The sequence below is a fragment of the Hydrogenophaga sp. genome, assembly GCF_030656115.1.
Taxonomy (GTDB): domain Bacteria; phylum Pseudomonadota; class Gammaproteobacteria; order Burkholderiales; family Burkholderiaceae_C; genus Hydrogenophaga.
The window spans coordinates 53,042-78,901 of record NZ_JAUSOO010000133.1 but is presented as its reverse complement, the minus strand read 5'-3'; the positions used below and the strand labels follow the sequence as shown (position 1 = coordinate 78,901).

General features: G+C 61.2%; 28 protein-coding genes and 3 tRNA genes. 7 read left to right on the top strand and 24 right to left on the bottom strand.

The window, feature by feature from the left end; all coding sequences use genetic code 11:
* Positions 1-104: 104 nt before the first annotated feature.
* From Q7J58_RS17465 to Q7J58_RS17410, 12 genes are all read right to left on the bottom strand, one after another.
* Positions 105-179 (bottom strand) — tRNA-Val (locus tag Q7J58_RS17465).
* Positions 180-284: 105 nt separating this feature from the next.
* Complete coding sequence (gene dnaQ / locus Q7J58_RS17460; protein ID WP_304830745.1) at positions 285-992, bottom strand: DNA polymerase III subunit epsilon; 708 nt, start codon at positions 990-992, stop codon at positions 285-287.
* 33 nt (positions 993-1,025) lie between these two features.
* Positions 1,026-1,364 carry an ISC system 2Fe-2S type ferredoxin gene (fdx, locus tag Q7J58_RS17455; protein ID WP_304830743.1) on the bottom strand — a complete coding sequence of 113 codons (339 nt, stop codon included), beginning with the start codon at positions 1,362-1,364 and terminating at the stop codon, positions 1,026-1,028.
* Between the two features lie 32 nt (positions 1,365-1,396).
* A complete protein-coding gene (gene hscA, locus Q7J58_RS17450; protein ID WP_304830741.1) occupies positions 1,397-3,277 on the bottom strand; it encodes a Fe-S protein assembly chaperone HscA in 1,881 nt (626 codons plus the stop codon).
* A gap of 70 nt (positions 3,278-3,347) precedes the next feature.
* Positions 3,348-3,866, bottom strand: coding sequence for a Fe-S protein assembly co-chaperone HscB (hscB, locus tag Q7J58_RS17445; protein WP_304830739.1), 519 nt, complete (start codon positions 3,864-3,866; stop codon positions 3,348-3,350).
* Between the two features lie 120 nt (positions 3,867-3,986).
* The gene (iscA, locus tag Q7J58_RS17440) at positions 3,987-4,310 is read right to left on the bottom strand and encodes an iron-sulfur cluster assembly protein IscA (RefSeq protein WP_304830737.1); all 324 of its coding nucleotides are present in this window, start codon (positions 4,308-4,310) and stop codon (positions 3,987-3,989) included.
* A gap of 111 nt (positions 4,311-4,421) precedes the next feature.
* Positions 4,422-4,808, bottom strand: a complete 387-nt coding sequence (gene iscU, locus Q7J58_RS17435) for a Fe-S cluster assembly scaffold IscU (RefSeq protein WP_304830735.1) — start codon at positions 4,806-4,808, stop codon at positions 4,422-4,424.
* A 12-nt stretch (positions 4,809-4,820) separates the two neighbouring features.
* Positions 4,821-6,038, bottom strand: a complete 1,218-nt coding sequence (locus tag Q7J58_RS17430; RefSeq protein WP_304830733.1) for an IscS subfamily cysteine desulfurase — start codon at positions 6,036-6,038, stop codon at positions 4,821-4,823.
* A 111-nt stretch (positions 6,039-6,149) separates the two neighbouring features.
* Positions 6,150-6,683 carry a Fe-S cluster assembly transcriptional regulator IscR gene (gene iscR / locus Q7J58_RS17425; protein WP_304830731.1) on the bottom strand — a complete coding sequence of 178 codons (534 nt, stop codon included), beginning with the start codon at positions 6,681-6,683 and terminating at the stop codon, positions 6,150-6,152.
* A gap of 389 nt (positions 6,684-7,072) precedes the next feature.
* Positions 7,073-9,178 (bottom strand): excinuclease ABC subunit UvrB, encoded by a 2,106-nt coding sequence (gene uvrB, locus Q7J58_RS17420; RefSeq protein ID WP_304830729.1) that lies wholly within the window; start codon positions 9,176-9,178, stop codon positions 7,073-7,075.
* Between the two features lie 5 nt (positions 9,179-9,183).
* Complete coding sequence (locus Q7J58_RS17415; RefSeq protein WP_304830727.1) at positions 9,184-9,519, bottom strand: DUF6172 family protein; 336 nt, start codon at positions 9,517-9,519, stop codon at positions 9,184-9,186.
* A gap of 93 nt (positions 9,520-9,612) precedes the next feature.
* Positions 9,613-9,921, bottom strand: a complete 309-nt coding sequence (locus tag Q7J58_RS17410; protein WP_304830725.1) for a hypothetical protein — start codon at positions 9,919-9,921, stop codon at positions 9,613-9,615.
* 81 nt (positions 9,922-10,002) lie between these two features.
* Here Q7J58_RS17410 and Q7J58_RS17405 point away from each other — a divergent pair, with 81 nt between their 5' ends.
* Positions 10,003-10,602 (top strand): 3'-5' exonuclease domain-containing protein 2, encoded by a 600-nt coding sequence (locus Q7J58_RS17405; protein ID WP_304830724.1) that lies wholly within the window; start codon positions 10,003-10,005, stop codon positions 10,600-10,602.
* A gap of 19 nt (positions 10,603-10,621) precedes the next feature.
* Here Q7J58_RS17405 and Q7J58_RS17400 read toward each other — a convergent pair whose 3' ends face one another.
* Entirely contained in the window at positions 10,622-10,834 is a 213-nt protein-coding gene (locus Q7J58_RS17400) for a DUF3820 family protein (RefSeq protein WP_304830722.1), read from the bottom strand.
* On the bottom strand, positions 10,831-11,670 hold the full coding sequence (locus tag Q7J58_RS17395) for an alpha/beta hydrolase (protein WP_304830720.1): 840 nt from the start codon (positions 11,668-11,670) through the stop codon (positions 10,831-10,833). Before Q7J58_RS17395 ends, Q7J58_RS17400 begins: the two co-directional genes overlap by 4 nt.
* A gap of 105 nt (positions 11,671-11,775) precedes the next feature.
* On the opposite strand from Q7J58_RS17395, the gene Q7J58_RS17390 reads away from it, so the two are divergent.
* A complete protein-coding gene (locus tag Q7J58_RS17390) occupies positions 11,776-12,372 on the top strand; it encodes a lysophospholipid acyltransferase family protein (RefSeq protein ID WP_304830718.1) in 597 nt (198 codons plus the stop codon).
* 13 nt (positions 12,373-12,385) lie between these two features.
* Positions 12,386-13,243: an excinuclease Cho gene (gene cho, locus Q7J58_RS17385; RefSeq protein WP_304830716.1), complete on the top strand. Its 858-nt coding sequence runs from the start codon at positions 12,386-12,388 to the stop codon at positions 13,241-13,243.
* Between the two features lie 384 nt (positions 13,244-13,627).
* Here cho and Q7J58_RS17380 read toward each other — a convergent pair.
* From Q7J58_RS17380 to Q7J58_RS17360, 5 genes are all read right to left on the bottom strand, one after another.
* Positions 13,628-13,703 (bottom strand) — tRNA-His (locus Q7J58_RS17380).
* A 63-nt stretch (positions 13,704-13,766) separates the two neighbouring features.
* Positions 13,767-15,686 (bottom strand): SurA N-terminal domain-containing protein, encoded by a 1,920-nt coding sequence (locus Q7J58_RS17375; protein WP_304830714.1) that lies wholly within the window; start codon positions 15,684-15,686, stop codon positions 13,767-13,769.
* A gap of 91 nt (positions 15,687-15,777) precedes the next feature.
* Positions 15,778-15,853: transfer RNA gene (locus Q7J58_RS17370), tRNA-Val, on the bottom strand.
* Positions 15,854-15,875: 22 nt separating this feature from the next.
* Complete coding sequence (locus tag Q7J58_RS17365) at positions 15,876-16,148, bottom strand: HU family DNA-binding protein (protein ID WP_304830712.1); 273 nt, start codon at positions 16,146-16,148, stop codon at positions 15,876-15,878.
* Positions 16,149-16,451: 303 nt separating this feature from the next.
* Entirely contained in the window at positions 16,452-17,546 is a 1,095-nt protein-coding gene (locus Q7J58_RS17360) for a tartrate dehydrogenase (RefSeq protein WP_304830710.1), read from the bottom strand.
* A 123-nt stretch (positions 17,547-17,669) separates the two neighbouring features.
* Between Q7J58_RS17360 and Q7J58_RS17355 the strand changes: the two genes are divergently transcribed.
* Positions 17,670-18,641 carry a LysR family transcriptional regulator gene (locus tag Q7J58_RS17355; RefSeq protein ID WP_304830708.1) on the top strand — a complete coding sequence of 324 codons (972 nt, stop codon included), beginning with the start codon at positions 17,670-17,672 and terminating at the stop codon, positions 18,639-18,641.
* Here Q7J58_RS17355 and Q7J58_RS17350 read toward each other — a convergent pair.
* The 5 genes from Q7J58_RS17350 to Q7J58_RS17330 form a co-directional block, all read right to left on the bottom strand.
* Positions 18,592-19,509: a DMT family transporter gene (locus Q7J58_RS17350; RefSeq protein WP_304830706.1), complete on the bottom strand. Its 918-nt coding sequence runs from the start codon at positions 19,507-19,509 to the stop codon at positions 18,592-18,594. The two genes, Q7J58_RS17355 and Q7J58_RS17350, sit on opposite strands and share 50 nt — an antisense overlap.
* A 40-nt stretch (positions 19,510-19,549) precedes the next feature.
* Positions 19,550-20,119, bottom strand: a complete 570-nt coding sequence (pgsA, locus tag Q7J58_RS17345) for a CDP-diacylglycerol--glycerol-3-phosphate 3-phosphatidyltransferase (protein WP_304830704.1) — start codon at positions 20,117-20,119, stop codon at positions 19,550-19,552.
* Positions 20,120-20,183: 64 nt separating this feature from the next.
* Positions 20,184-22,298, bottom strand: coding sequence for an excinuclease ABC subunit UvrC (uvrC, locus tag Q7J58_RS17340; RefSeq protein WP_304830702.1), 2,115 nt, complete (start codon positions 22,296-22,298; stop codon positions 20,184-20,186).
* 7 nt (positions 22,299-22,305) lie between these two features.
* The gene (locus Q7J58_RS17335; protein ID WP_304830700.1) at positions 22,306-22,701 is read right to left on the bottom strand and encodes a type II toxin-antitoxin system death-on-curing family toxin; all 396 of its coding nucleotides are present in this window, start codon (positions 22,699-22,701) and stop codon (positions 22,306-22,308) included.
* A complete protein-coding gene (locus Q7J58_RS17330) occupies positions 22,698-22,922 on the bottom strand; it encodes an AbrB/MazE/SpoVT family DNA-binding domain-containing protein (protein ID WP_291067047.1) in 225 nt (74 codons plus the stop codon). The genes Q7J58_RS17335 and Q7J58_RS17330 overlap by 4 nt, the downstream gene beginning before the upstream one ends.
* 57 nt (positions 22,923-22,979) lie before the next feature.
* Between Q7J58_RS17330 and earP the strand changes: the two genes are divergently transcribed.
* The 3 genes from earP (at position 22,980) to Q7J58_RS17315 (ending at position 25,830) form a co-directional block, all read left to right on the top strand.
* Positions 22,980-24,128, top strand: coding sequence for an elongation factor P maturation arginine rhamnosyltransferase EarP (earP, locus tag Q7J58_RS17325; protein WP_304830696.1), 1,149 nt, complete (start codon positions 22,980-22,982; stop codon positions 24,126-24,128).
* Positions 24,129-24,278: 150 nt separating this feature from the next.
* The gene (efp, locus tag Q7J58_RS17320) at positions 24,279-24,833 is read left to right on the top strand and encodes an elongation factor P (protein ID WP_304830694.1); all 555 of its coding nucleotides are present in this window, start codon (positions 24,279-24,281) and stop codon (positions 24,831-24,833) included.
* Between the two features lie 112 nt (positions 24,834-24,945).
* The gene (locus Q7J58_RS17315; protein ID WP_304830692.1) at positions 24,946-25,830 is read left to right on the top strand and encodes a TIGR00730 family Rossman fold protein; all 885 of its coding nucleotides are present in this window, start codon (positions 24,946-24,948) and stop codon (positions 25,828-25,830) included.
* Positions 25,831-25,860: the final 30 nt, after the last annotated feature.

Sequence of the window (25,860 nt, the reverse complement as noted above, 5' to 3'; positions counted from 1 at the left end):
GCGGATTACACCGGGGTTTACACAGGCCTTGGCGCCGTGGATCTGAGCAAAAAACAAAAAACCCCGTAAGTCTTTGATTTACGGGGTTTTTCTATGTGTCAAGTTGGTGGGCGGTGCAGGGTTCGAACCTGCGACCCCTGCCGTGTGAAGGCAGTGCTCTACCACTGAGCTAACCGCCCAAATTTGTTATTTGATTTCTCAGAAGTCTCAAATTATAGCGTGATTTTTGGCGAATTTTGTAGAACTGAAAACTTTTTCAAAAAGTGCGCTCTTGTCGCAAACCGTCAGGCGGCTTGCATCTGTCGCCATACCGTTTTTCCTTTGCATGCCTTGTCCAAGTCAAGCAACACGGCTTCATGGGCCTGCGCTTCTTGTTCGCTGGCCCCTACCACGGGCAGCTCAATACGACTGAGGTCAATCAGCACGATCTCACCGCACTCACCATCCGATGTCTCTAGGTCCATCAACAGGGCGTCCTGCCCTCGGGTCATGTTGATGTAGACATCGGCCAGCAACTCGGCGTCAAGCAAAGCGCCGTGCAAGGTGCGACCAGAGTTATCTACCCCGAGACGATCACACAGTGCATCCAAACCGTTGCGTTTGCCGGGGAACAGTTCTTTGGCCATCACCAGGCTGTCAGTGACCTGTCCAATGATGGTTTTCAGCGGCGGGCGGCCCAGACGCTCCAGTTCCTTGTTCAGGAAGCTGATATCGAACGGGGCGTTGTGGATGATCAGTTCTGCATCGCGCAGGTAGTCCAGCAGCTCGTCGGCGATTTGCCCAAACTTGGGCTTGTCTCGCAAAAACTCGTTGCTGATCCCGTGCACCTTGAGCGCGTCTTCGTGGCTGTCGCGTTCGGGGTTGACGTAGAAGTGCAGGTTGTTGCCGGTGAGCTTGCGGTTGAACAACTCCACGCAGCCAATTTCAATGATGCGGTCGCCGTTTTCAGCGGACAAGCCGGTGGTTTCGGTGTCAAGAACGATTTGACGCATGGGCTTTTCTCGTTTGAATCCCCGTAGAGCGGCTCAATGGCCTTCTTTGGCGTGGTTGATGGAGTACTTGGGGATCTCGATCGTCACGTCTTGCTGCGCCAGAATGGCCTGGCAAGACAGGCGGGACTGAGGCTCCAGTCCCCAGGCGCGGTCGAGCAGGTCTTCTTCGTTTTCATCGAGCTCGTTGAGGCTGGTGAAACCTTCGCGCACGATCACGTGGCAGGTGGTGCAGGCGCACACCATGTCGCAGGCGTGTTCGATGTTGATGTGGTTGTCCAGCAGTGCCTCGCAGATGGAGGTGCCGGCCGGTGCACTGACCTGGGTGCCTTGGGGGCAGTATTCGGGATGGGGCAGAATTTTGATGATCGGCATGGGGTTTCCTGGGCTTCCTTTAGGGGCGCGGTTCAGACTTCTTCGAGTTTCTTGCCCGCCAGCGCCTGCTGAATACCCCGGTTCATGCGCATGGCAGCAAAGGCTTCGGTGCCCTTGGCCAGCGCATCGGTGGCGGCCTCAATGACCGTGGCCTCGGTGCTGGCCAGGCTCTTGGCCAGCTGGTCTATCAGGGCATCAATGGCCTCGCGCTCGGCGGGTTCCAGCAGGTCGGCATCAACAGCCAATGCGCTGCGGGTGGCCACGATCATGCGGTCAGCGTCCACACGGGCTTCCACCAGGGCGCGGACGGCAATGTCTTGCTGGGCGGTGGCGAAGCTGTCTTGCAGCATGGCGGCGATCTGTTCGTCGGACAGGCCATAGGCGGGCTTCACGTCAACCCGCGCTTCCACGCCGCTGCCCTGTTCTTTCGCGGCCACCGACAGCAAGCCGTCGGCATCGACCGTGAAACTGACGCGGATGCGCGCCGCGCCGGCGGCCATGGGCGGAATGCCGCGCAACACAAAGCGTGCCAGGCTGCGGCAGTCGGCCACCAGATCGCGCTCGCCCTGCACCACGTGCAGCGCCAGTGCGGTCTGGCCGTCCTGGTAGGTGGTGAAGTCTTGCGCCAGCGCAGTCGGTATGGGGCTGTTGCGCGGCACAATGCGCTCCACCAGCCCGCCCATGGTCTCGATGCCCAACGAAAGCGGAATGACGTCCAGCAACAGCAAGTCACCGTCGCGGCTGTTGCCTGCCAGTGCATTGGCCTGAATGGCGGCGCCCAGCGCCACCACCTCGTCGGGGTTGAGGTTGGTCAGCGGCGCCTGGCCAAAGAACGCACCCACGGCGCTGCGAACAACCGGCATGCGTGTGGAACCACCCACCATCACGACGCCCTTGACGTCGTCCTTGGTGATGGCTGCGTCGCGCAACACCTTGCGCACCGCCGTCATGGTGCGGGCCGTGAGGGGTACCGTGCACGCCTCAAACTGCGCCGGGGTCACGGACTGGTTCAGCGTTTGACCAGCGATGTTTGCGGTGAAGACAACACGGCCATCGGCTTGCACCGATGAGAGTGCCTCTTTGCAGCGGCGGGCTTCCGCGTACAGGGCAGCGCGCTCGGAGGGAGTCAGCGCAACCACCACGCCGTGCTGCGCCAACACCCAGGCGGCCAGTGCCTGGTCGTAATCGTCGCCGCCCAGGGCCGAGTCGCCACCGGTGGCCATGACTTCGAACACACCCTGGGTGAGCCGCAAAATAGAAATGTCGAAGGTGCCACCGCCGAGATCGTAAATGGCATAAATGCCCTCGGACGCGTTGTCGAGCCCGTACGCAATGGCGGCAGCCGTGGGTTCGTTGATCAGGCGCAGCACGTTGATACCGGCCAACTGCGCAGCGTCTTTTGTGGCCTGCCGCTGAGCGTCGTCAAAGTAGGCGGGCACCGTGATCACGGCGCCGTACAGCTCGTCGTCAAAGCTGTCTTCAGCCCGAAAGCGCAGCGTGGCCAAAATTTCAGCACTGACTTCCATGGGCGTTTTGCGTCCGGCGATGGTTTGCACCACCGCCATGCCCTGATCGTCTACCACGGTGTAAGGCAGTTTGTCTGCGTCCACCACCTGCGCGCGGGTGCGGCCCATGAGCCTCTTGATCGAACTGATGGTGTTGGCCGGGTCGGCCACCTGCTTGGCCAGGGCGTCAAAACCAATTTGGCGGCCCGAGCCACCTTGAGAGGGATCGAGGTAGCGCACCACGCTGGGCAAAATGACCTGGCCCTGGGTGTCTGGCAAGCACTCGGACACGCCGTGGCGCACCGCAGCCACCAGCGAATGCGTGGTGCCCAAGTCAATACCCACCGCCACGCGGCGCTGGTGCGGATCGAGGGACTGGCCAGGTTCGGAAATCTGCAAAAGCGCCATGGGGTCGTGTTCTTGTAGGTACTGAAAATCGGAAGCGGCTTGCCAAGCAAAGCACCCGCTTGAACAGGACTTATTGTCCCAGTTGATCGAGCCGGTTCTCGACGTCGCGCGCAAAGCGCTCAACAAACATAAGGGCTCTGACCTGCCGTGCCAATTCGAGGAAATTGCGCTCTTCGTCGGCCGTGCGCTGCAAACCCAGCAGCATGCCGCGGCGCGTCTGCGCCACGTCGTCTGCCATGCGCTCCAGATCTTCGGCGCTGCTCGCCTCGTCAAGGTCTTCACGCCACTGCATTTGCTGCATCAGAAATGCAGCAGGCATGGACGTGTTGTTTTCTGCCTGGATAGGAGCGCCGTTCAATTCGCACAAATAGGCCGCGCGCTTGAGCGGATCTTTGAGGCGCTGGTAGGCCTCGTTGATACGCACCGACCACTGCATGGCCTGGCGTTGGGCCTGCGCATCGGCGGTGGTGAAACGGTCTGGATGGGCTTCGCGCTGCAAATTTTTCCAGCGCTCGTCCAGGGCGGCACGGTCCAGCGCGAACTGCGCAGGCACGTCAAAAATCTCAAAATCGTTGGACAACAGGTTCATGGCAAAGCAAGAAAGTGGTGGCACTACGGCGATCCCTGCCCGCGCACGCTGCGCGGGCAGAAAAGCGAAAAGCCGCCGGCACAGGCAGCACGGGCGGCTTGAGGAACAACGCAGAACGGATCAAATCCGGAAACTCTCACCGCAACCGCAACGGTCTCGCTCGTTGGGGTTGTTGAAGCGAAAACCTTCGTTCAGACCTTCACGCACAAAGTCAAGCTCGGTGCCGTCAATGTAAGCCAGGCTTTTGGGGTCGACCAACACTTTCACGCCGTTGTCTTCAAACACCACATCTTCTGGCGCGATTTCGTCGGCGTATTCCAGCTTGTAAGCAAGGCCCGAACAGCCGGTGGTTTTAACGCCCAGGCGCACACCCACGCCTTTACCGCGCTTGGTGATGTAGCGGGTAACGTGCCGGGCAGCAGCTTCAGAAATCGAAATGGACATGTGAATTGCGCCTTGGGTAGGCGTTCAGCGTTGTGTGTGACTGGAACGGTGGCATTTGGCCGGTGGCTGCGTGTGTGAACACGCTGCACAGCCCCATCCAAGCGTCGATCCTCAAGCGAGATGCTTCTTGCGGTAGTCGTCCACCGCTGCCTTGATGGCGTCTTCAGCCAGGATCGAACAGTGGATTTTCACCGGCGGCAGCGCCAGCTCTTCGGCAATTTCGCTGTTTTTCAGCGCAGCAGCCTGGTCCAGCGTTTTGCCTTTGACCCACTCGGTCACCAGCGACGAAGATGCAATGGCTGAACCACAACCGTAGGTTTTGAACCGGGCGTCTTCAATGACACCGCTCGTGGGATTTACCTTGATCTGCAGCTTCATCACGTCGCCACAGGCCGGCGCGCCGACCATGCCGGTGCCCACCGATTCGTCGCCCTTGTCAAACGAGCCGACGTTTCGCGGGTTTTCGTAGTGATCAACCACTTTTTCAGAATAAGCCATGGTATTTCTCCTTCAATGTGCCGCCCACTGGATGGTGGACAGGTCAATTCCATCTTTGAACATTTCCCACAAGGGGGACAACTCGCGAAGCTTTGCCACGTTTTCCTTGATGGTGGCGATCGCGTAGTCAATTTCTTCTTCGGTCGTCCAGCGACCAATCGTCATGCGCAGGCTGCTGTGGGCCAGCTCATCGCTGCGGCCCAGGGCACGCAGCACATAGCTGGGCTCCAGGCTGGCCGAGGTACAGGCCGAACCGCTGGAAACCGCCAGGCCCTTGATGCCCATGATCAGCGACTCACCTTCGACGTAGTTGAAGCTCATGTTCAGGTTGTGCGGCACGCGCTGGGTCTCGTGGCCGTTGATGAACACCTCTTCAATGTCCTTGAGGCCCGCCACCATGCGGTCGTGCAGGGCGCGAATACGCTGGTTTTCAGCGTGCATTTCTTCCTTGGCAATGCGGTAGGCCTCGCCCATACCCACACATTGGTGGGTGGGCAGCGTGCCCGATCGCATGCCGCGCTCGTGGCCACCACCGTGCATTTGGGCTTCGATGCGCACGCGCGGCTTGCGGCGCACAAACAAAGCACCGATGCCCTTGGGCCCGTATGTTTTGTGGCTGGTCAGGCTCATCAAATCCACCGGCAGATTTTTGATGTCAATGTCTACGCGACCGGTGGCTTGTGCTGCATCGGTGTGAAAGATCACGCCCTTGTCGCGGCAGACAGTGCCCAGCGCGGCAATGTCTTGAATGACGCCAATCTCGTTGTTCACAAACATGACCGAAGCCAGGATGGTGTCGGGACGGATCGCAGCCTTGAAGGCGTCCAGATTCACCAGGCCATCGGCTTGCACGTCAAGGTAGGTGACCTCAAAACCCTGGCGCTCCAGTTCGCGACAGGTGTCGAGCACAGCCTTGTGCTCTGTCTTGACCGTGATGATGTGCTTGCCTTTGGTCTTGTAGAAGTGCGCTGCGCCCTTCAGGGCCAGGTTGTTGGACTCGGTGGCGCCACTGGTCCAGACGATTTCGCGCGGATCGGCACCGATCAGGTCTGCCACTTGGTTGCGTGCGGTTTCCACCGCTTTTTCAGCTTCCCAGCCCCAGGCATGGCTGCGCGAAGCCGGATTGCCGAAGTGTTCGCGCAACCAGGGAATCATGGCGTCCACCACCCGTGGGTCGCAGGGGTTGGTCGCGCTGTAGTCCATGTAGATCGGGAAATGTGGCGTGGTCATGGCTGGCTCTGTGAAATGGCTGGCATGGTGAATAGGTGCGGCGCTTGGCTGCGACGTTGTCGGGCCATTGGCAGGCAGCAGGGCCTCTGTTTGGCTCTTCAAACCCGGGATTTATTTGGAAAAGGCTGCGCCAAGAGCAAACACCGAATTGGGTGCATTGACGCGGATCGGCTTGACGACAGAGGGGCTGGAAATGGCTCGCTTGATCATGGGAACGTTTTCCACCACCAACCCCTTGGCCAGTTGGTCGTCCACCAGAGATTGCAACGACACCGAGTCGAGAAAGTCGACCATCTTGGAGTTCAAGGCGGCCCACAGCTCGTGCGTCATGCAGCGGTTGCCTTCGCCGAGGCAGTTTTCCTTGCCGCCGCACTGCGTGGCGTCAATCGGCTCGTCCACCGAAACGATAATGTCGGCAACGGTGATTTCTGTGGCTTTGCGGCCCAATGTGTAGCCGCCGCCGGGGCCGCGGGTCGATTCAACCAGTTCATGCCGGCGCAGTTTGCCAAACAGCTGCTCCAGATAGGACAGCGAGATCTGCTGGCGCTGGCTGATGGCCGCCAGCGTGACAGGACCGTTGTTCTGGCGCAGGGCCAGGTCAATCATGGCGGTGACCGCAAAGCGGCCTTTTGTCGTGAGGCGCATTTTCAAGCTCCTTAAATGTTGGCTTGACCGTCGTTGGTTGATTCACGTGAAGAACGCCCCGTGAATCTCTGCTCCGCCCACCCTGCCCCTGCTATGGGCCGATACATCGAAGGCTTTCCCGACTGTTTTCGTCGAGTATACAGTAAAGCCTAGTGATTTGATCGACATTGTAACGCCACAGATCTCATTTGTCCAAGACAAACCGGGTTTAAAGAACCGATTTCGTCCAGCCCGCTCACAGCCTGTCTACCATCGGTTGACTGTGAAGTGCCGAATCCGAAAGGGATGTGTCGTTCCGCCGAAGGCCACACCCAGTCACGGGATGGACAAGCACACACCCACTCGGCAAGCAACTTCTGGAAACGGCGCAGCAGATACGTTTGGACGTTTTAAGCCACGTTGTCCATACCAGCTGCGCCAAACAACTGCGTTTTCAAGCGACTGAGCTGGTCGCGCACGGTGGCAGCCTTCTCGAACTCCAGGTTGCGCGCATGCTCCAGCATGAGCTTTTCCAGCCGCTTGATTTCTCGCGCGACATCTTTCTCGCTCATCTCTTCTATGCTGGCACGGTGGGCACTCTCTGCCGCCAGGCGATCGGCTTCTTTGCCGGCTTTTTCGCTGTAGACACCGTCAATCAGGTCTTTGATGCGCTTGTTGAGTGCCTTGGGCGTGATGCCCATGGCCAGGTTGTGTGCGATCTGTTTGGCGCGGCGGCGGTTGGTTTCGTCCATCGCCTTGCGCATCGACTCGGTGACGCGGTCGGCGTACAGAATGGCGCGGCCGTTGAGGTTGCGCGCTGCACGGCCAATGGTCTGGATCAGGCTGCGCTCGGAGCGCAAGAAACCCTCCTTGTCGGCGTCCAGAATGGCCACCAGCGACACCTCGGGTATGTCAATGCCTTCGCGCAGCAGGTTGATGCCCACCAGCACGTCAAACGCGCCCAGGCGCAGGTCGCGCAAGATTTCCACACGCTCCACCGTGTCCACGTCGCTGTGCAGGTAGCGAACCTTCACGCCGTTTTCGGTCAGGTAGTCGGTCAGCTGCTCGGCCATGCGCTTGGTCAGCGTGGTGATGAGCACACGCTCGTTTTTCTCCACCCGGATGCGGATCTCCTGCAACACATCGTCCACCTGGTGGGTGGCGGGGCGCACCTCCAGCTCGGGATCGACCAGACCGGTGGGCCGAACCAGCTGCTCTACCACCTGGCCGGCGTGTGTCCGCTCGTACTCGGCCGGCGTGGCCGAAACGAACACCACCTGGCGCATGCGCTGCTCGAACTCGTCAAACTTCAAGGGCCGGTTGTCCAGCGCGCTGGGCAGGCGAAAGCCGTACTCCACCAGCGTGGTCTTGCGGGCGCGGTCGCCGTTGTACATGCCACCAAACTGGCCAATCAGCACATGGCTCTCGTCCAGAAACATCAGGGCGTCTTTGGGCAGGTAGTCGGTGAGCGTGGACGGTGGCTCGCCCGGGGCGCTGCCAGATAGATGGCGCGAATAGTTTTCAATGCCTTTGCAGTGGCCCACCTCGGCCAGCATTTCCAGGTCAAAACGGGTGCGCTGCTCCAGCCGCTGCGCTTCCACCAGCTTGCCCATGCCCACCAGCTCTTTCAGCCGTTCACGCAGCTCTTCCTTGATGGCCTCGACCGCGCTCAGCACCTGCTCGCGCGGTGTCACGTAGTGGCTGCTGGGGTAGACGGTGAAACGCGGAATCTTCTGCCGCACTTTGCCGGTGAGCGGGTCGAACAGCTGCAGTGTTTCCACTTCGTCGTCAAACAGCTCGATGCGGATCGCCATCTCGGAGTGTTCGGCCGGGAACACATCAATCGTGTCGCCGCGCACACGGAATTTGCCGCGCGAAAAATCGGCCTCGTTGCGGGCGTAGTGCATGCGCACCAGCTGCGCGATCAGGTCGCGCTGGCCCACCTTGTCGCCCACGCGCAGCGTCATCACCATCTTGTGGTAGCTCTCGTGCTTGCCAAAGCCGTAAATGGCCGACACCGTGGCCACTATCAACACGTCGCGCCGCTCCAGGATGCTCTTGGTGCAGCTCAGGCGCATCTGCTCGATGTGCTCGTTGATCGCGCTGTCCTTCTCAATGAACAGGTCGCGCTGCGGCACGTAGGCCTCGGGCTGGTAATAGTCGTAGTAGCTGACGAAGTACTCGACCGCGTTCTTGGGGAAGAACTCGCGGAACTCGCTGTACAGCTGCGCGGCCAGCGTCTTGTTGGGCGCAAACACAATGGCCGGGCGCCCCAGGCGGGCGATCACGTTGGCCATGGTGAAGGTCTTGCCAGAGCCGGTCACGCCCAGCAGGGTCTGGAACACCTCGCCGTCGTTCACGCCTTCGACCAGCTGGCGAATCGCCTCGGGCTGGTCGCCTGCGGGCGGATAGGGAAGAAACAGCTCGAAGGGCGAGCCGGGGAATCGCTGGAACTCGCCCTCCAGCGGGGCTTGGGTCACCAGCTCAAGAAGCGGCGTGGTCGGTGGCAGGGGCATGGGTATCAGGTGCCATCCGCAGATGGTGCCGCTTCGTCGGCAGCGGCCTGGCCTGCGGGGCGCCGTTCCCACACGGCGGGCTTGGCCAGCAGTTCCACGTAGCATTGTCCGCCGCCAGCCTGCGCCAGGGCGTCCAATGCGGCGGTGAGTGTTGCTGGGGCGATGGCGGCGGCGGTGTCTTTGTCAGCGCCGAACTTGCAGTCAAAGTCCCAGAAGTCAGCGCCTTCGGGCACATCGCGGCGGCGTTCGCGCTTGATGTATTTGCGGATTTCGTGCTTGACGGCTTCTAGCACGCGGTCGGGGTGCTTGCCTTCAGCGCGCAAGGGGAATGTTTTTTTCATGGAGGGTCCTTCAAAGGGAATGAGCGCCCTGGGAGGACGAAATCACAACCCTCAATTATCGGTGAATCAAGACCCTGCCTGCTGGTCTGCGGTTCAGCCGGGAAGCACAATCTCGTAAGTACCTTCGTCCAGGCTGCGGTAAGGGCCCCAGACCGCCGACAACGCAGCGGCCTCGGCCAGTTGCCAGTGCTCAAACAGCATGCGCTCGTCCACCGTGAGCGCATCCACATCGGGTGCTTCGCCATGCAGGGCTGCAATGCGCTGGTAGGCCGCATACACCGGAGCGACCAAGGCTGGATCACCCAGCGTGGTTTCCAGCGCTTCGCGAAACAGCCGCTCGGCTCCCTGGCGCTGCGCGGGTGAGGTATCGTCAGACACGAAGAGTTTGAGGGTGTAGGTCATGGAGCCCAAGGCTGCCTGGCAGTGGCGTTGCACAATGTCCCATTATCGATCCCGCGCGGCGGCTTGCCGCCGCCCCAGCCCATGAACGCAACCCGCCCAACCCCCAGCAAAGACGAGATTGCCCTATTGCCCGAGTTTGACCGCCTGGGTCTGGATCGCATCACGCTGGTCGAGACCGCCCGCCAGGCTGCCGAAGCGGTGGCAGCGTTGCGCGATCACCCGGTGTGGGGTTTTGACACCGAGTCCAAACCCACCTTTGTGAAAGATCAGGTGTCTGATGGGCCGCACATCGTGCAACTGTCCACGCTACAACATGCCTGGGTGTTTCAGCTGACGGACCCCGGCTGCCGCGAGCAGGTGGCCGAACTGCTGGCTCACGCGGGCCACACCAAGGCTGGTTTTGGGCTGGGTGATGACACCCGGCGCATCGTGGCCAAACTGGCCGTGGCGCCCGCAGCCGTGCTGGAACTCAACCAAGTGTTCCGCCAACGCGGCTACCGCAAGGACATGGGCGTCAAAGGCGCGGTAGCCGTGCTGTTCAGGCAGCGCTTCATCAAGTCAAAAAAAGCCGCCACGTCAAACTGGGCCAACCCGCAATTGAGCCCAGGCCAGTTGATCTACGCAGCCAACGACGCGTATGCCGCAGCGCGGGTAGTTGAGGCATTGAATTTACCGGCTTGACCGGCGAAAGCAGGCACCCTCAACGGCGCCTCAGCGGGGTGAGCAAGTCGCTCAAGCCGTTGTGATCGATTTCATGCATGAGCCGAAGCAGGTGGCCCACTTCGCTTTTCGGAAAGCCCTCGCGCGCAAACCAGTTCAGGTAGTTGCCGGGCAGGTCAGCAATGGGCGTGCCCTTGTGTTTGCCAAACGGCATTTCCACGGTCAGCAGCCGTTCCAGGTCTTCGGGCTTCATGGCGCTTCTGGAGCCTTGGGCGCCGTGGCCTGGTCCAGCCAACGGCGCACACTGGCGTTAAACAGCGCCGGCTTCTGGCGCATCAGCCAGTGGCCGGCGTCAAAGCCCTGCACGCCACACCCGGGCGTGGTGCCCAGGGCCGCCAGCCAGCGCGGGGAGTGAAACATGAACGGTTTGCGCTTGCCAAAGAAAAACAGCGTGGGCAACTGCGGCCCCAGCACCTGGCCCACCCGCGCCACGCCGCGCAGCCCGCCATAAGAGCCAAACCACTGCATCGCATAGGGGTAGTTCATCTGCCAGCCCATGTGCTCAGGTGCCGTGCGGCAACCGATGGTGCGCGCCATGAAGCGCGTCATGCGGTTGGCCACTCCCGGCAACAGGCCGCCCAGCTTCCAGGCCAGCGCCAGCCACAGCTGGTAGCCCGCAATCATGAGCTTCTCTTTGAACTTGAGCGATTTCAAATAGGCGCCCGAATTGGTGTCACCAATGTCAACCCCCACCACCCGTGCCACCCGACTGGTGTGGCGCGCCGCGTATTCGTAGCCAAAGAAACAGCCCCAGTCGTGCAGCAGCAGCGTCACCGGCTCGTTGGGGCTTACGGCATCCACCACGGCACCCACCAGCGCGCACATCTCGTCCACCGACACCGGGCGCGGTGGCTGGCTCAGATCGAACCCAGGCAAGGCAAAGCGCACACAGCGGTAGCCGTCACGCAGACTGGCCACCGTGTCGTCCCACAGCGCTGGCGTGTCGGGCCAGCCGTGCAGCATCACCACGGCGGGCCCTGTGCCCTCCATGGTCACATTCAGGCCTTGTATCGTGAGGCGGTCTTGCATGGTGGTGGCTCCTGGTGTGCGGGGGTGCCGGCGATGGTAGCGCGCATACCCATGCGGGTCATGAATTGGCAGTCACCTCGGGCGCTTCAGCGATACTCACAAGCCATGCACCGCACCATCTTCACCACCCCGGTTATCAACACCCTGCTGCGCGGCTTCTCGTTGGCGTTTCTCAAACTAACCGGCTGGAAAGTGGAAGGTGCCCTGCCCCCCGAAGCCACCAAAAGCGTGTTCATTGCGGCGCCGCACACCAGCAACTGGGATCTGCCCTACACACTCATGGTGGCCTTTGCGCTGCGGCTCAACCCGTATTGGATGGGCAAGCACAGCCTCTTCAAGGCGCCCTTCGGCGGCATCATGCAGTGGTTGGGCGGTATCCCGGTCAACCGGGAGCAGTCCAACAACCTGGTGGCCGCCTCGGCAGACGCCATCCGCACGGCAGACGGACCACTGCAACTCATCGTTCCGCCCGAGGGCACGCGCAGCAAAACCCGCTACTGGAAGACGGGTTTTTATTACATCGCCCTGGGCGCCCAGGTGCCCATCGTGATGGCCTACATGGACTACAACACCAAGCGCAGCGGCTTGGGTCCACTCTTCAAACCAACCGGCGACGTGGAAGCCGACATGGCCGCCATCAAAGCCTTTTATGCCCCCTTCAAGGGGAAAAACGCAGCCCAGTTCGAAGCCAGCGCAGACTGAGGCTGATCGCTTTATGCACCTACCCGCTCGCCGCCGCCCTGAATTCGAGCAAGCCCGAACCTACGAATACCCCACCCACCTGCGAGCCGCCATCGACGACTTGCCCGCAGCGCCTGGGGTGTACGTGTTCCACGGCCAAGAAGGGGATTTGCCGCTGTACATCGGCAAGAGCATCAACCTGCGCCAGCGTGTGCTGTCCCACCTGCGCAACGTCGACGAAGCACGGCTGCTGCGCCAGACCCTGCGCATCAGCCACATCCGCACAGCGGGTGAAATGGGCGCCCTGCTCCTCGAAGCGAGCCTAATCAAACAGCAGCAACCGCTGTTGAACCAGAAGCTGCGCCGAAACCGCCAACTGTGTTCCCTGCGCATGGTGGACGGAAAACCCGAAGTGGTCTATTCAAAAGACCTGAACTTTGCGACCGAACCGCAGCTGTACGGCTTGTTCGCCAGCCGCCACGCCGCACAGGAGAGCCTGCGCAGCCTGGCCGATCAGCACAAACTCTGCTACGGTGCGCTGGGTTTGGAGAAACTACCACCTGGCCGCGCTTGCTTTCGCGCCATGCTCAAACAGTGTGCTGGTGTGTGCTGCGGCGACGAAAGCCCAGAAGCACACCGCACCCGCCTCTTCACCAGCCTGGACGGCCTGCGCGTGGCCTGCTGGCCCTACCCGGGCGCCATTGGACTGGTGGAGCGCCATGAAACGCTGGTCCAGATTCATGTCATCCGCAACTGGTGCTACTTGGGCAGCGTGTCCGATGTGACGCAGGCACCAGCACTGGATCGCGTGGCCACCGCCTTTGACGCCGACGGCTACAAGGTTCTTTGCAAGCCCCTGCTGACTGGAAAAGCCGAGATGGTGCTGTTGTAGGAGCGCCACGGAGACTGTTGGGCCTGCGTGATCTGCTCCAGACGAACGCACTCTGAACCCAACCGCTGAGCGAGGTGCGCTTGATTGTGGGCAACATTCTCAGTATGCACAGGCATCTCCAGCGGTTAACGCGCGGTCAACTGTCGTTTTTAGGTTCAACGAGTTGCTGCACGCGTGCGATCACCGCTGGACGGTCCGGTCCTCTGTCGCAGAAGTCGGCGCGTCCTTGGTTTGGGTATCGGACGCATTCAGTACCCAGGGCAGGTACTTGCATTTGCTGGCTGGACACCATGCGTGTTCGGTTTCGCATGGTGACTTGATGAACAAACGGAGCCCGCTGAAACGGCAAAGCCCGGCATGAGCCGGGCTTTGAACTTTATCTTTTGGGGTGGCTGATGGGGCTCGAACCCACGACAACAGGAATCACAATCCTGGACTCTACCAACTGAGCTACAGCCACCGTAAGCCTTGAATTATAGCGCGAAGAAAATCAGATTTCTGACTTCTTTTGCAGATTCATTGCTTAACGTGCTGGTGCAACCACGGGCTTGGGAGCAGGAACCTTGATGCGCACTTTAAAACGCTCTTTGAGCGTGTCGTAGTAAGCCGAACTTTCGGCCGACGACCACCACTGGCTGTATTGCTGTACTTCTTGCATCTTGGCCTGTCCGTCACGGGGTTGGCGTGGCAGCACTTTGTCAACCTTGACAACAGCGTAGCCCTGCTCGCCCAAATCGACACCGACCCAGGCAGGCAGTTGCTTGGGGTCTGCACTAAGTGCTGCGTTCAGCATGGGACCGCTAAGGCCTTGGGCGTTGTCGCGCGACACCACCAGCGCGGCGGACAAGCCTGCAGCGTCTGCACCGCTTTTCCAGGCGTCCAGTTGTTTGGCACCGGTTGTACGGGCCAAATCGGCTGAGCGTTGGGCCACCAAACGCTGGCGCACCTGCTCGCGAACCTCAGCCAAAGGTTGTGTTCTCGCGGGTGCGTATTGGACAATGCGCGCCGACACCAATTGCCCCGATGCCGTTTCGATGGCTTCTGTGTTGCGTTTTTTGTCGATCGAGTCGGCTGCAAAAATGGCGTTGAGCAAGCGCTCGTTGGCCAGCACGCCAGCGCTGGCTTGTGGCTTGCGCGTGAGGCCTCTGGCTGTCTGAATCTCAAGTTTGAAACGCTCGGCAGCAGCAGTGAGGTTGTCCCCCTGCTCGTAGACCAGATTGCTGAAAGCTTCTGCGGAATCGGCAAATTGTTTCTGCGCCTGCTGCTTTTTCAACTCAGCCTCAATTTCAGCCCGCATCTCGCCAAAGCTGCGCTGCGGCGGTGTCTTGATGTCAGTCAATTGAATGATGTGGAAGCCAAACTCGGACTCCACCAGTTCCGAAATGGCACCTTTTTGCAGCGCAAAGGTGGCATCTTCAAAGGCCTTAACCATGGCTCCACGAGCGAAGAAATCCAGGTCACCACCGTTAATTGCGGAACCCGGATCCTGCGAGTTGGCCTTGGCCACTTCGGCAAACGTATGAGGTGCGGCTTTGACTTGCGCCAGCAACGCTGCCGCTTTCTCGCGCACCACCGCTTTGTCGGCAGCCGAGGCATCCGGTGCCAAGGTCAGCAAAATGTGGCTCGCACGCCGCTCTTCGTTGCCCGACAGGCGGACCGCGTTTTGGTCGTAATAGGCGCGCACGTCGGCCTCGGCCAAGGCAATGCTTTTTTGGAGCGCGGCGGCGTCAAGAACAAGGTACTCCACATCGGCTTGCTCCTGCGACTGGAACAACGCAGGGTTGTTGTTGTAGAAGGTTTCCATGTCTGCGTCGGTGAGGGAAACCTGTGCAGCCAATTCGCTGGCGGTAAAGCGCGCCAAGCGCACTTCACGCTGCTCAAAAAAGGCATCCAGCGACACTTTGGCCAGACCTTCGGTGGCAAATCCTGAGGACTGAATACCTTGAGCGACCTGGCGCTGAGAAAGGTCGGCCCGCACCTGGGCTTCAAACATTTCAGGCGTCATGCCCTGGCGCCCCAGCAGCTGACGGTAAGCATCGACATCCAGCGTGCCATCAGGGCGGCGCAAACTTGCAATGACTTCGTTGTTCTGCAGATCGCGGGCCAAGCGCTGGTCACTGGTGAAAAGATTGAATTTTTGGGCGGCTACCGCCAACACCCGCTGACGCACCAAGCGTTCCAGTGTGGCGTACCGTGCGTCCTCGCTGTCGAGCAACTTGGCATCCAGTGTGGGCATGGCTTCACGCAGCCGCTGCGACTCCGTCTGGTGCGCCTGATCCCATTCCAGCTGTGTGATCTCCTGGCCATCGACGGTGGCGACCACCGCACCTCGCTGATCAGCGTCATTGAACCCCTGAACACCGAACAGGATGAACGATGGAATGATCAGAATCAGCAAAAAGCCCATGAGGTACTTCTTGTGGTTGCGGATGGTATCGAACATGCCTTGAAACCCTGAAACAAGAAACTAACGGCAGCAGTGGTGCGCTGACCGCAAAAAAAAAGGCGAACCCGGGTTCGCCTTTTCGATGGTTTGGTGGGTGCTGACGGGGTCGAACCGCCGACCTACGCCGTGTAAAGGCGCCGCTCTGCCAACTGAGCTAAGCACCCCACCGAAAACAGGGAACGCGTTTCAGTTCAACGCGTCCTTCAATGCCTTGCCCGGACGAAACTTCAGCACTTTAGCAGCTTTGATCTTAATCTCTTCGCCGGTGCGCGGATTGCGACCCTTTCGAGCGGGACGTTTCGTGACGGCAAAAGAACCAAAGCCCACCAGAGACACCGTACCGCCCTCTTTTAGCGTTGTTCGAATAGCTGCGATCGTTGAATCCAGTGCACGCGTCGCGGCAGCCTTAGAAATATCTGCATGCACGGCAATGTGCTCGACGAGTTCTGTTTTGTTCACAAAAAGCTCCTCTTGTCATAGGTAGAAAAATCCTTGTAGACGCTCCCATCCGAACCAAGTCAGTGCAACATGGGTCATTCACAATGACCCTACACGGTCTCTGAAGCTGTGCCGCAGGTCTGTCACCAAACCCAATGACCAAGAGACGTTGGCAACGAACAACGAGCAACGCAGAGCGCCACCGACAAAGAAGGCGAGATTCTAGACGTATTTCAAAGCAGTCTTGGCCCAACGGCGTGAAATATGTAACTGCTGTGCTCGCAGCAGGTATTGCAGTCGTGCGCTACACGTAACGCGTTCGGATCAGACCCGCAAGGCTTGTGCAATGGCGCGGCCCACGTCGATGGTGCTGGCCATGCCACCCAGGTCTGGCGTGCGGGGCGCTCCAGCACCGGGCTGCAGCACGGCCTCAATGGCTTGCATCACCGCATCATGCGCTTCGCGGTAACCGAGAAAGTCGAGCATCAATGCACCACACCAGATCTGGCCAATCGGGTTGGCGATGCCTTTGCCAGCGATATCGGGCGCGGAGCCATGCACCGGTTCAAAGAGTGAGGGGTATTTGCGGTCGGGGTTCAGGTTGGCACTGGGCGCAATACCGATGGTGCCGGTGCAAGCAGGCCCCAGGTCGCTCAGGATGTCGCCAAACAGGTTGCTGCCCACCACCACGTCAAAGAAGTCGGGGCGCTGCACGAAGTGAGCCGTCAGGATGTCGATATGGAACTTGTCCACCCGAACATCGGGGTACTGTTTGGCCATTTCGGCCACGCGCTCGTCCCAGTAGGGCATGGTGATGGCGATACCGTTGGACTTGGTGGCGCTGGTCAGGTGCTTTTTGGGCCGTGAACGGGCCACCTCAAAGGCGTAGCGCAGCACCCGGTCCACGCCAATGCGGGACATGACCGTTTCTTGCATGACGATCTCGCGCTCGGTACCTGGGTACATGCGCCCACCAATGCTGGAGTATTCGCCCTCGGTGTTTTCGCGCACGATAACCATGTCGATCTCACCAGGCTGGCGCGGTGTGCCGTCCCGGCGGACCACCGGGGCCGTAACGCCAGGCATGAGCCGTGCTGGCCGCAGGTTGACGTATTGGTCGAACTCGCGACGGAACAGCAGCAGCGAGCCCCAGAGCGAGATGTGGTCAGGCACTTGGTCGGGCATGCCCACAGCACCAAAATAAAGGGCGTCATGCCCCCCAATTTGGTCCTTCCAGTCGTCGGGCAGCATCTTGCCGTGGCGGGCGTAGTAGTCGCAACTGGAGAAGTCGAAATGATCGAACTGGAGGTTGATGTTGAACCGGGAGGCTGCGGCCTCCAGCACCCGAAGGCCTTCGGGCATGACTTCGGTGCCGATACCGTCGCCGGCGATGACTGCAATGCGGTGGGTGGTGTTCATGGGTGGTGTCCTGAAGATCAAGGGGTGATGAAAGCCTGGACAAGCAATTTGTCAATGGCTTACGCAAGCTTAATCCCCTTTAGAGCAATAATCTGGCATTCATTCATTCCAAAAAGAGAACAATTGGACCGTCCTGATCTGGAATTGGTGCTGGCCGTGCGCCAGCACGGCAGCTTGGTGATGGCTGCTCGGGCGCTGAGAGTGGCGCCATCGGCCGTGACCAAACGCCTGGCCACGCTCGAAGCGCAGCTCGGTTTGCGCCTGTTCCAGCGCACCACACGCCGTGTCAGCCCCACAGCCGAAGGTGAGATGCTGTGCGAACGCGCAGGCGAGTTGTTGCGTGCGTTCGATGCGGTGGAAGCGGATCTGCGAGAGCAGCAAAAAGAGCCTGCGGGCCCGATACGGATCGCCGCCACGCTGGGTTTTGGCCGGCTCTGGCTCGGCCCGGTGCTGGCCGACTTTCAGGTGCAATACCCCGCTGTGAGCATTCAACTTCAGTTGACCGAGCAACTGCCCGACCTGGCTGTGGAAGGATTCGATGGCGCCATCTGGTTATGGAACGCACCTGACCACCGGGCTGCGGAGTGGGTGTCGCGCCGCCTGGCCAGCAACCAACGCGTTCTGGTGGCAGCGCCCGCTTATCTGCAAGCCCGTGGAGTGCCGCGTACGCTGCAAGACCTCAGCGCCCACGCATGCCTGGTGGTGCGGGAGAACGGAGGCGAATCCGGTCTGCGCTTTGACCACTGGCGGTTGCAATGCGCAGGAGAAACCGGGGTTCAACACACACCGGTAAAGGGCTCTCTGTCCAGCAACTCGGGCGAAATGGTGCGCGACTGGTGCCTGGCAGGCCACGGCATCATGCTGCGCAGCTTGTGGGACATCGCACCACAACTGGACAACGGCACACTGGTTCAGGTGCTGCCCGCCTACACCATGAACGATGCCGACATCCATTGGCTCGCGCCCTATCGCGCTCAGATACCACGTCGGATTCGGCTGCTGGTGGATTGTCTGGCCGAAAGGTTCCGCCACGAGCCATGGAAGCTCAAGCCGGTTTGGCCGGCCGCACCACCAAACTCACCCCAAAAGCAGTGAGGGCAATACCGGCCACCGTGACAGCGGTGATGGGTTCGTCAAACAGGCCCCAGGCAATCAACGCCGTGCACGGCGGCACCAGATACATGAGGCTGGTGACCGACGCGGCCGCACCGCGCTGGATCAGCATGTAAAGCAACGAGCTGCCGCCCAATGTGAGCCCAAGCACCGACCAGGTCATGGCGCCGGTCAGCTCCCAGTTCAGGCCAGCGGAGGCGTCCATCCAGCGCATGGCTTCCAGCTCCAGCAGCGCCAGCGGCAAGGTAACCAGCAGCGCGGCCAACAGCTGCACCGCGTTGGCGCTGCGCACATCGCAAGCGGTCACGAAACGTTTTTGGTAGAGCGTGCCCACGGTGATGGCAAACAGGGCCATGACGGCGAACGAGAGGTTCAGCCAGTTGGCCTGGTCACCTGGGCCTCCCGCACCAAACTTGCGCGACACCACCAACACCAGACCGGCAAAGCCCAGCAACAGTCCCAGCCACTGCCGATGCGACACCTTGGAGCCAGTGCCCGACAGCCAGATGGCGGTGAGCACCGGCTGGATGCCGACGATGAGCGCCGAAAGCCCCGAACCCATGCCCGCCTTGACCGCCGCCCAGACGCCACCCAGGTAGCCCGCGTGCATCAGTACACCGGTGACGGCCAGGTGCATCCACTGCGTGCGGTTCGCAGGCCACTTCACACCCGAAAACCAGATCCAGGGCAAGAAACACAGAATCGACAGCGCATAGCGCACGGCCAGAAACTTCATGGGAGGCGCGTGCGGCATGCCATATCGGGCAACGATGAAGCCGGTGCTCCAGATCAGCACGAACACCCAGGGCATGGCGCGCAGCCACGCGTTGTCTTTGACAGGAACAGTCATGTTTGGAACGAAGAAGCGCAGTCGAGCCGGGTGCGGCGCATCAGCGCGACCGGGCGCGAATCTCGGGCAAGGCTTTTTGCAGGTAATACACCATGGACCAGACGGTCAGCACGGCCGAAATCCAGATCAGCCAGGTGCCCCACACATGGGTGTTGATCAGGCCAAGCAGGTGGCCGTCGTACAGCAGAAACGGGATGGCGGTCATCTGAACCGCCGTTTTGAGCTTGCCCACCATGTGCACGGCCACGCTCTTGGTGGCACCGATGATGGCCATCCATTCGCGCAGCGACGAAATGGCGATCTCACGTCCGATGATGATGAGTGCCACGAACACATCGGCGCGCTCCAGGTGCACCAGCACCAGCAGGCTGGCGCACACAAGAAACTTGTCGGCCACAGGGTCCAGAAAGGCACCAAAGGCCGAGGTCTGGTTGAGCTTGCGGGCCAGGTATCCGTCGGCCCAGTCGGTGGCGGCAAACACCACAAACAAAACCGTGGCGATCAGGTTTTGCTGCGCCGTGCTCACACCTTCCAGGTAGAACACCCCGACGATGAGCGGTATGGCGACAATACGCGCCCAAGTCAGCAAGGTGGGAAGGTTGAAAAACATGGCGTGATTATGGGGGAGCTTTGCACCATATTGGGACGGGCCTGTCGCTGCAGCACCAGGCACCTCAATGCAGCGCCCGGTAAATAGAGTCGGCCAGTTCGGCCGAAATGCCGTCCACGGTGCACAGGTCTTCCACGCTGGCCGAGGCGACACCGCGCACGCCACCAAAGCGCTGCAGCAGGCGGGCGCGTTTTTTGGGGCCGACGCCAGGAATGTCTTCGAGCTTGCTGCCACCGGTGCGCACCTTGGCGCGCTGGGCGCGCATGCCGGTGATGGCAAAGCGGTGGGCCTCGTCGCGTATTTGCGCCACCAGCATGAGCGCGGCGGAGTCAAAACCCAGGTACACCTTCTCGCGGCCATCGGCAAACACCAGCTCTTCCAGGCCCACCTTGCGGCCCTCCCCTTTTTCCACACCCACGATGAGCGACAGGTCCAGCCCCAGTTGCTGAAACACCTCACGCGCCATGCTCACCTGACCTTTGCCGCCGTCGATCAGCACCAGGTCGGGCATGCGCGGGCCGGTGGGCAGGCCGGTTTGCGCGTCGGGTGGCACTGCGCTTTCGCCCGCGTCGGCAGGGGCTTCGGTGTGCACGGGCGCGCTGACGGGCTCCTCTGCTGTGGCAGTTTCTTCGCGCAGGGCCTCGGCGATCTTGCCGTAGCGGCGCAGCAGCACCTGGCGCATGGCGGCGTAGTCGTCACCGCCGGTGATGCCTTCGATCTTGTAGCGCCGGTACTGGCTGTTTTGCATCTTGTGGTCTTCAAACACCACGCAAGACGCCTGGGTGGACTCGCCCGCCGTGTGCGAAATATCGAAACACTCGATGCGCAGCGCGCCCAGTTCGTCATCGGGCAGGCCCAGTGCTTCGGCCAGCGCGCGGGTGCGGGCCTGCTGCGAGCCCTCTTCGGCCAGCAGGCGCGCCAGCGCAATGTCGGCGTTGGTTTGCGCCATGTCGAGCCAGATGCGACGGTGTTCTCGCGGCTGGTGCACGGCGTTGATCTTGGCGCCGGTTTGTTCGGTCAGCGCGTCCAGCAAAGGTTTGCCCACCGGGTGGCTGGTGACCAGAATATGCGGCATGGCCGTGCCCAGATAGTGCTGGGCAATGAAGGCTTCGAGCACCTGCACAGCCACGCGCTCGGGCGTGTCGGTGGCGCTGCCGCTGGCACCGTCAGTCTCCGATGCGTCGTCGGACATGAGGCGCTGAATCTGGGCCGCGTCCTCCACATGGGCAGGGAAATACGGCCGGTCGCCCAGGTGGCGCCCGCCGCGGATCATGGCCAGGTTCACACAGGCGCGCCCGCCCAACACCTTGACGGCGAGCACATCCACGTCCTTGTCCGACACGTTGTCCACCGCCTGCTGGTGCAATACGCGCGACAAGGCCGCCATCTGGTTGCGAATCTCGGCGGCCTGCTCAAACTCCAGCTTCTCGGCGTGCGCCATCATGCGTTGTTCCAGCGCGTCCAGCACGGCCTGGGTTTCACCGCGCAAAAAGCGCTCGGCGTCGGTCACGTCGCGGCCATAGGCCTCCATGTCGATCAGGTCGACGCACGGGCCGGTGCAGCGCTTGATCTGGTACAGCAGACAAGGCCGCGTGCGGTTGGCAAACACCGTGTCTTCGCAGGTGCGCAGGCGAAACACCTTTTGCAGCAGCGTGATGGACTCCTTCACCGCCCAGGCGCTGGGGTACGGCCCGTAGTAGCTGTGGCGCTTGTCCACCACGCCGCGGTAGTACGCCATGCGGGGAAAGGCGAGCGAGGGCACCGGCAACCGCCCGGCGGTGCGAAAGGTTTCGCGCGTGCCGGTGATCTTCAGGTAGGGGTAGCTCTTGTCGTCGCGAAACAAGATGTTGAACTTCGGCGCCAGCGTCTTGATGAGGTTGTTTTCCAGCAGCAGCGCTTCGGCCTCGGAGCGCACCACCGTGGTTTCCATCCGAACGATCTTGCCCACCATGTGGCCAATGCGCGTGCCGTCGTGGTTCTTCTGGAAATAGCTGCTGACGCGCTTTTTCAGGTTGCGCGCCTTGCCCACATACAGCAGCTGGCCCTGAGCGTCAAAGTAGCGGTAGACGCCGGGCAAGCCCGGCAGGGCCGCCACGTCGGCCAACAGCGTATCGCTGTGGGGCGACGGGGCGTGGCCCGGGGCCGCGTCGGGCGCGGCGGGCGTGTGGTCTTCGGTCATGCGGGGTTCAGGTGGGGCGCGGCTGCAGGCGTTCGCGCAGCCATTGGGCAAAGGCGTCTTCAGACAGGTCGCCGGCGGCCAGGGCGAGCATGGTCAACACGCAATCGGCGTCATCCGCCATGAGTTGGTGTCCGTTGAGCCAGAGAAACAACTCAATTGCCACGAACGCGGTGCGTTTGTTGCCATCCACAAACGGGTTGTTGCGGGCCAAACCATAGCCATAGGACGCAGCCAGGGCCGCCACATCGGGCTCGCCATACGATGCCAGGTTGTGCGGTCGGCTCAGCGCTGAATCGAACAGGCCTTCGTCCCGGACACCGGGGGCGCCACCGTGCTCGGCGAGCTGCTCCTCATGCACAGCCAGCATCGCCAGGCGATCCAGCCAGATCCAGTGCTCGGTCATTTGGCCAGCTCGCGCAATACTTGCCGACGCTCCTTCATGATTTTTCGCGCCGCATCCATTTGGGTTTCAAAATCGGCGTTGTACGGCGACAGGTTGACCCCATGGGCCGCTTCGGTCACAAACACCGTGTCGCCCTTCTCCAGCTTGAGCCGCGCCAGCAATTCCTTGGGCAAGATCAGGCCGACCGAGTTGCCGATCTGGGTGAGTTTGAGTGTGGTCATGGTGGAACCTCTGCGTTGTAACGGTTGTTATATTAACGGTTTCAGCACCGCAACACCATGTCCCCATCCATCAACGCACCCACCAACGTGGTCACAGCCCAGCGCCCTGCGAACGCGCTGATCTGGGACGTTTTTTGCCACGTCGTGGACAACCTGGGCGACATCGGCGTGTGCTGGCGCTTGTGCGCCGACCTGGCCGAGCGCGGGCAGTCCGTGCGGCTGTGGATCGACGAGCCCGGCGCCCTGCACTGGATGGCCCCCGGTGCGCTGGAAGGCCGCATGGACGGCGTCCAGGTGTTGTACTGGACCGATCCGCTGGCGCCAGACTTGCTGGCTCACCTCGTGCCAGCCGACGTCTGGATAGAAACCTTCGGCTGCCACCCGCCGCCCGAAGTCCAGGCGCACAGAGCGACGGCCATCGCTGCAGGTGGCACTTTACCGGTGTGGGTCAACCTGGAATACATGAGTGCCGAAGCCTATGTGGAGCGCTCGCACCGCCTGCCGTCTCTGGTATCCAGCGGGCCGCTGCGCGGCATGGGCCAGTGGTTTTTCTACCCCGGTTTCACCCAGGCTACCGGTGGCCTGCTGCGCGAGACCGACCTGGCTGCACGCCAGACCAGCTTCAACGCGGCAGCCTGGCTGGTGGCCCAAGGACTGGCATGCGCCGCGCGCCCACGCGCCAGCCTGTTCTGCTACGAGCCCGCAGCCCTGCCCGCGCTGCTGCAACAGGCCGGGCAAGACCACCCCAGCGACTGGCTGGTCACCACGGGGCGCGCCACCGACGCCGTGAACGCGGCACAGGCGCAAGGCCTGCAAATGGGGCAAACGAATCTGCACCACCTGCCGCGCCTGACCCAGCGCGACTACGACCACCTGCTCTGGGCCTGCGACCTGAATTTCGTGCGCGGCGAAGACTCGCTGGTGCGCGCCCTCTGGGCCGGCAAGCCCCTGGTGTGGCACATCTACCCGCAGCACGACGATGCCCACCACGCCAAGCTGGAAGCCTTTCTGGACTGGCTGCAGGCGCCCGATTCGCTGCGCGCCTTTCACCGCATCTGGAACGGCATCACCCCGGCGCACAACGTGTGGCCGGGCTGGGACGTGGTGGACAGCTGGCGCGCCTGCGTGCTGGCTGCGCGTGCTCGCCTGCTGGCACAGCCAGACCTGACCAGCCAGCTGCTCGAATTCGTGGCCGAAAAGCGATAAAATTCGAGGCTTTGCAGAAAACTGGACCGCCAGACCCCGGCGCCCGACTTCTGCCAGCCATCTGCTTAGCCGCACAGATCGCCCCCCATCAGCACAGTTCCCGGGTTTGTGCCCATGCTAGGAACACGCGGCCCAACCCTTGGAAACCCTATGAAAATCGCTCAAGAACTCCGCGCCGGCAACGTCATCATGCACGGCAAGGACCCGATGATCGTTCTGAAAACCGAATACGCTCGTGGCGGCCGTGGTGCAGCCACCGTGCGCCTGAAGCTCAAGGCCCTGTTGAACAACATGGCAACCGAAGTGGTGTGCCGGGCCGACGACAAAATGGACCAGATCATTCTGGACAAGAAGGAGTGCACCTACTCCTACTTCGCAGACCCCATGTATGTCTGCATGGACGCCGACTACAACCAGTACGAAGTCGAAGCCGAAAACATGGGCGACGCGCTGAACTACCTGGAAGACGGCATGACCGTTGAAGTGGTGTTCTACGACGGCAAGGCCATTTCGGTCGAACTGCCCACCAGCGTCGAGCGCGTGGTGACCTGGACCGAACCCGCTGTCAAAGGCGACACGTCCGGCAAGGTGCTCAAGCCCGCCAAGATCGCAACCGGGTTTGAAGTGGCCGTGCCGCTGTTTGTGGCACAAGACGACAAGATCGAGATCGACACCCGCACGGGCGAATACCGCAAGCGCGTCTGATCCGGTCACGGCTGTGACGATCCGTTAAAAAGGCTCCCCCGGGAGCCTTTTGCATTTTTTTCACTGCGGCTTCACCAAGCTTCGCAAACTGAACCCACAAGGACACAAACCCATGGAAAACATCCAACACTTGAACGAGCGGCGTCTGGCCGACGCATGGGCCGAACTGCAGGCGCAGGCCAACAATGGCACGCCACTGCAGGCCGACGCCTACCGCCTCGCCTTTGCCGACCCCGAGTTTTTGTTGCGCCGCGAAACGCGCGGCCTGCGCTTTCAACTCGAAATGCTCAAGCCCGACCTGGCCCAGCAAGCGCTGGGCATTGAAAACACCATTGTGGTGTTTGGCAGTGCGCGTTTTCGCGAAACCAGCGAAGCACAGGCCATGCTGGACCAGGCGCAAGCAGCGGGCGACGCGCAGGCCATTGATCGCGCCAAAAAGCTGTTGCGCAATGCGCCTTACTACGACCAGGCCCGGGAATTCGCCCGCACCGTGGCACGCTACAGCGCCCGCTGCGAACAAGCCGGCATGCCCGAAGACCGGCTGTTCATCTGCACCGGCGGCGGCCCGGGCATCATGGAAGCGGCCAACCGCGGCGCGCACGACGAAGGCGCGCTCAACGTGGGCCTGAACATCGCCCTGCCCCACGAACAATCGGCCAACCCCTATATTTCGCCCGAACTGAGTTTCAAGTTTCACTACTTTGCATTGCGCAAAATGCATTTCATGATGCGGGCAAAGGCGCTGGTGGCATTCCCCGGTGGCTTCGGCACGCTGGACGAGCTGTTTGAGGTGATCACGCTGGTGCAATGCAAGAAGGCCAAACCGGTGCCCATCGTGCTGTTTGGCACCGACTACTGGAAGCGGCTGCTCAACCTGGACCTGCTGGTTGAAGAAGGCACCATTTCAGCCGACGACCTGACGCTGTTTGTCTTCTTGGACGATCCGCAGCAGGCCTGGGAGCACATCGTGCAGTTTTACGACCTGCCCAAAGTCTGACACATCAAAGACTGGATGCCGCGGGCCGGG

Excerpts from the sequence above, each read along its gene's own strand:
- dnaQ (WP_304830745.1), bottom strand. The coding sequence starts at position 992 with ATGCGTCAAATCGTTCTTGACACCGAAACCACCGGCTTGTCCGCTGAA.
- fdx (WP_304830743.1), bottom strand. The coding sequence starts at position 1,364 with ATGCCGATCATCAAAATTCTGCCCCATCCCGAATACTGCCCCCAAGGC.
- hscA (WP_304830741.1), bottom strand. The coding sequence starts at position 3,277 with ATGGCGCTTTTGCAGATTTCCGAACCTGGCCAGTCCCTCGATCCGCAC.
- hscB (WP_304830739.1), bottom strand. The coding sequence starts at position 3,866 with ATGAACCTGTTGTCCAACGATTTTGAGATTTTTGACGTGCCTGCGCAG.
- iscA (WP_304830737.1), bottom strand. The coding sequence starts at position 4,310 with ATGTCCATTTCGATTTCTGAAGCTGCTGCCCGGCACGTTACCCGCTAC.
- iscU (WP_304830735.1), bottom strand. The coding sequence starts at position 4,808 with ATGGCTTATTCTGAAAAAGTGGTTGATCACTACGAAAACCCGCGAAAC.
- Q7J58_RS17430 (WP_304830733.1), bottom strand. The coding sequence starts at position 6,038 with ATGACCACGCCACATTTCCCGATCTACATGGACTACAGCGCGACCAAC.
- iscR (WP_304830731.1), bottom strand. The coding sequence starts at position 6,683 with ATGCGCCTCACGACAAAAGGCCGCTTTGCGGTCACCGCCATGATTGAC.
- uvrB (WP_304830729.1), bottom strand. The coding sequence starts at position 9,178 with ATGCCCCTGCCACCGACCACGCCGCTTCTTGAGCTGGTGACCCAAGCC.
- Q7J58_RS17415 (WP_304830727.1), bottom strand. The coding sequence starts at position 9,519 with ATGAAAAAAACATTCCCCTTGCGCGCTGAAGGCAAGCACCCCGACCGC.
- Q7J58_RS17410 (WP_304830725.1), bottom strand. The coding sequence starts at position 9,921 with ATGACCTACACCCTCAAACTCTTCGTGTCTGACGATACCTCACCCGCG.
- Q7J58_RS17405 (WP_304830724.1), top strand. The coding sequence starts at position 10,003 with ATGAACGCAACCCGCCCAACCCCCAGCAAAGACGAGATTGCCCTATTG.
- Q7J58_RS17400 (WP_304830722.1), bottom strand. The coding sequence starts at position 10,834 with ATGAAGCCCGAAGACCTGGAACGGCTGCTGACCGTGGAAATGCCGTTT.
- Q7J58_RS17395 (WP_304830720.1), bottom strand. The coding sequence starts at position 11,670 with ATGCAAGACCGCCTCACGATACAAGGCCTGAATGTGACCATGGAGGGC.
- Q7J58_RS17390 (WP_304830718.1), top strand. The coding sequence starts at position 11,776 with ATGCACCGCACCATCTTCACCACCCCGGTTATCAACACCCTGCTGCGC.
- cho (WP_304830716.1), top strand. The coding sequence starts at position 12,386 with ATGCACCTACCCGCTCGCCGCCGCCCTGAATTCGAGCAAGCCCGAACC.
- Q7J58_RS17375 (WP_304830714.1), bottom strand. The coding sequence starts at position 15,686 with ATGTTCGATACCATCCGCAACCACAAGAAGTACCTCATGGGCTTTTTG.
- Q7J58_RS17360 (WP_304830710.1), bottom strand. The coding sequence starts at position 17,546 with ATGAACACCACCCACCGCATTGCAGTCATCGCCGGCGACGGTATCGGC.
- Q7J58_RS17350 (WP_304830706.1), bottom strand. The coding sequence starts at position 19,509 with ATGACTGTTCCTGTCAAAGACAACGCGTGGCTGCGCGCCATGCCCTGG.
- pgsA (WP_304830704.1), bottom strand. The coding sequence starts at position 20,119 with ATGTTTTTCAACCTTCCCACCTTGCTGACTTGGGCGCGTATTGTCGCC.
- uvrC (WP_304830702.1), bottom strand. The coding sequence starts at position 22,298 with ATGACCGAAGACCACACGCCCGCCGCGCCCGACGCGGCCCCGGGCCAC.
- Q7J58_RS17335 (WP_304830700.1), bottom strand. The coding sequence starts at position 22,701 with ATGACCGAGCACTGGATCTGGCTGGATCGCCTGGCGATGCTGGCTGTG.
- Q7J58_RS17330 (WP_291067047.1), bottom strand. The coding sequence starts at position 22,922 with ATGACCACACTCAAACTCACCCAGATCGGCAACTCGGTCGGCCTGATC.
- earP (WP_304830696.1), top strand. The coding sequence starts at position 22,980 with ATGTCCCCATCCATCAACGCACCCACCAACGTGGTCACAGCCCAGCGC.
- efp (WP_304830694.1), top strand. The coding sequence starts at position 24,279 with ATGAAAATCGCTCAAGAACTCCGCGCCGGCAACGTCATCATGCACGGC.
- Q7J58_RS17315 (WP_304830692.1), top strand. The coding sequence starts at position 24,946 with ATGGAAAACATCCAACACTTGAACGAGCGGCGTCTGGCCGACGCATGG.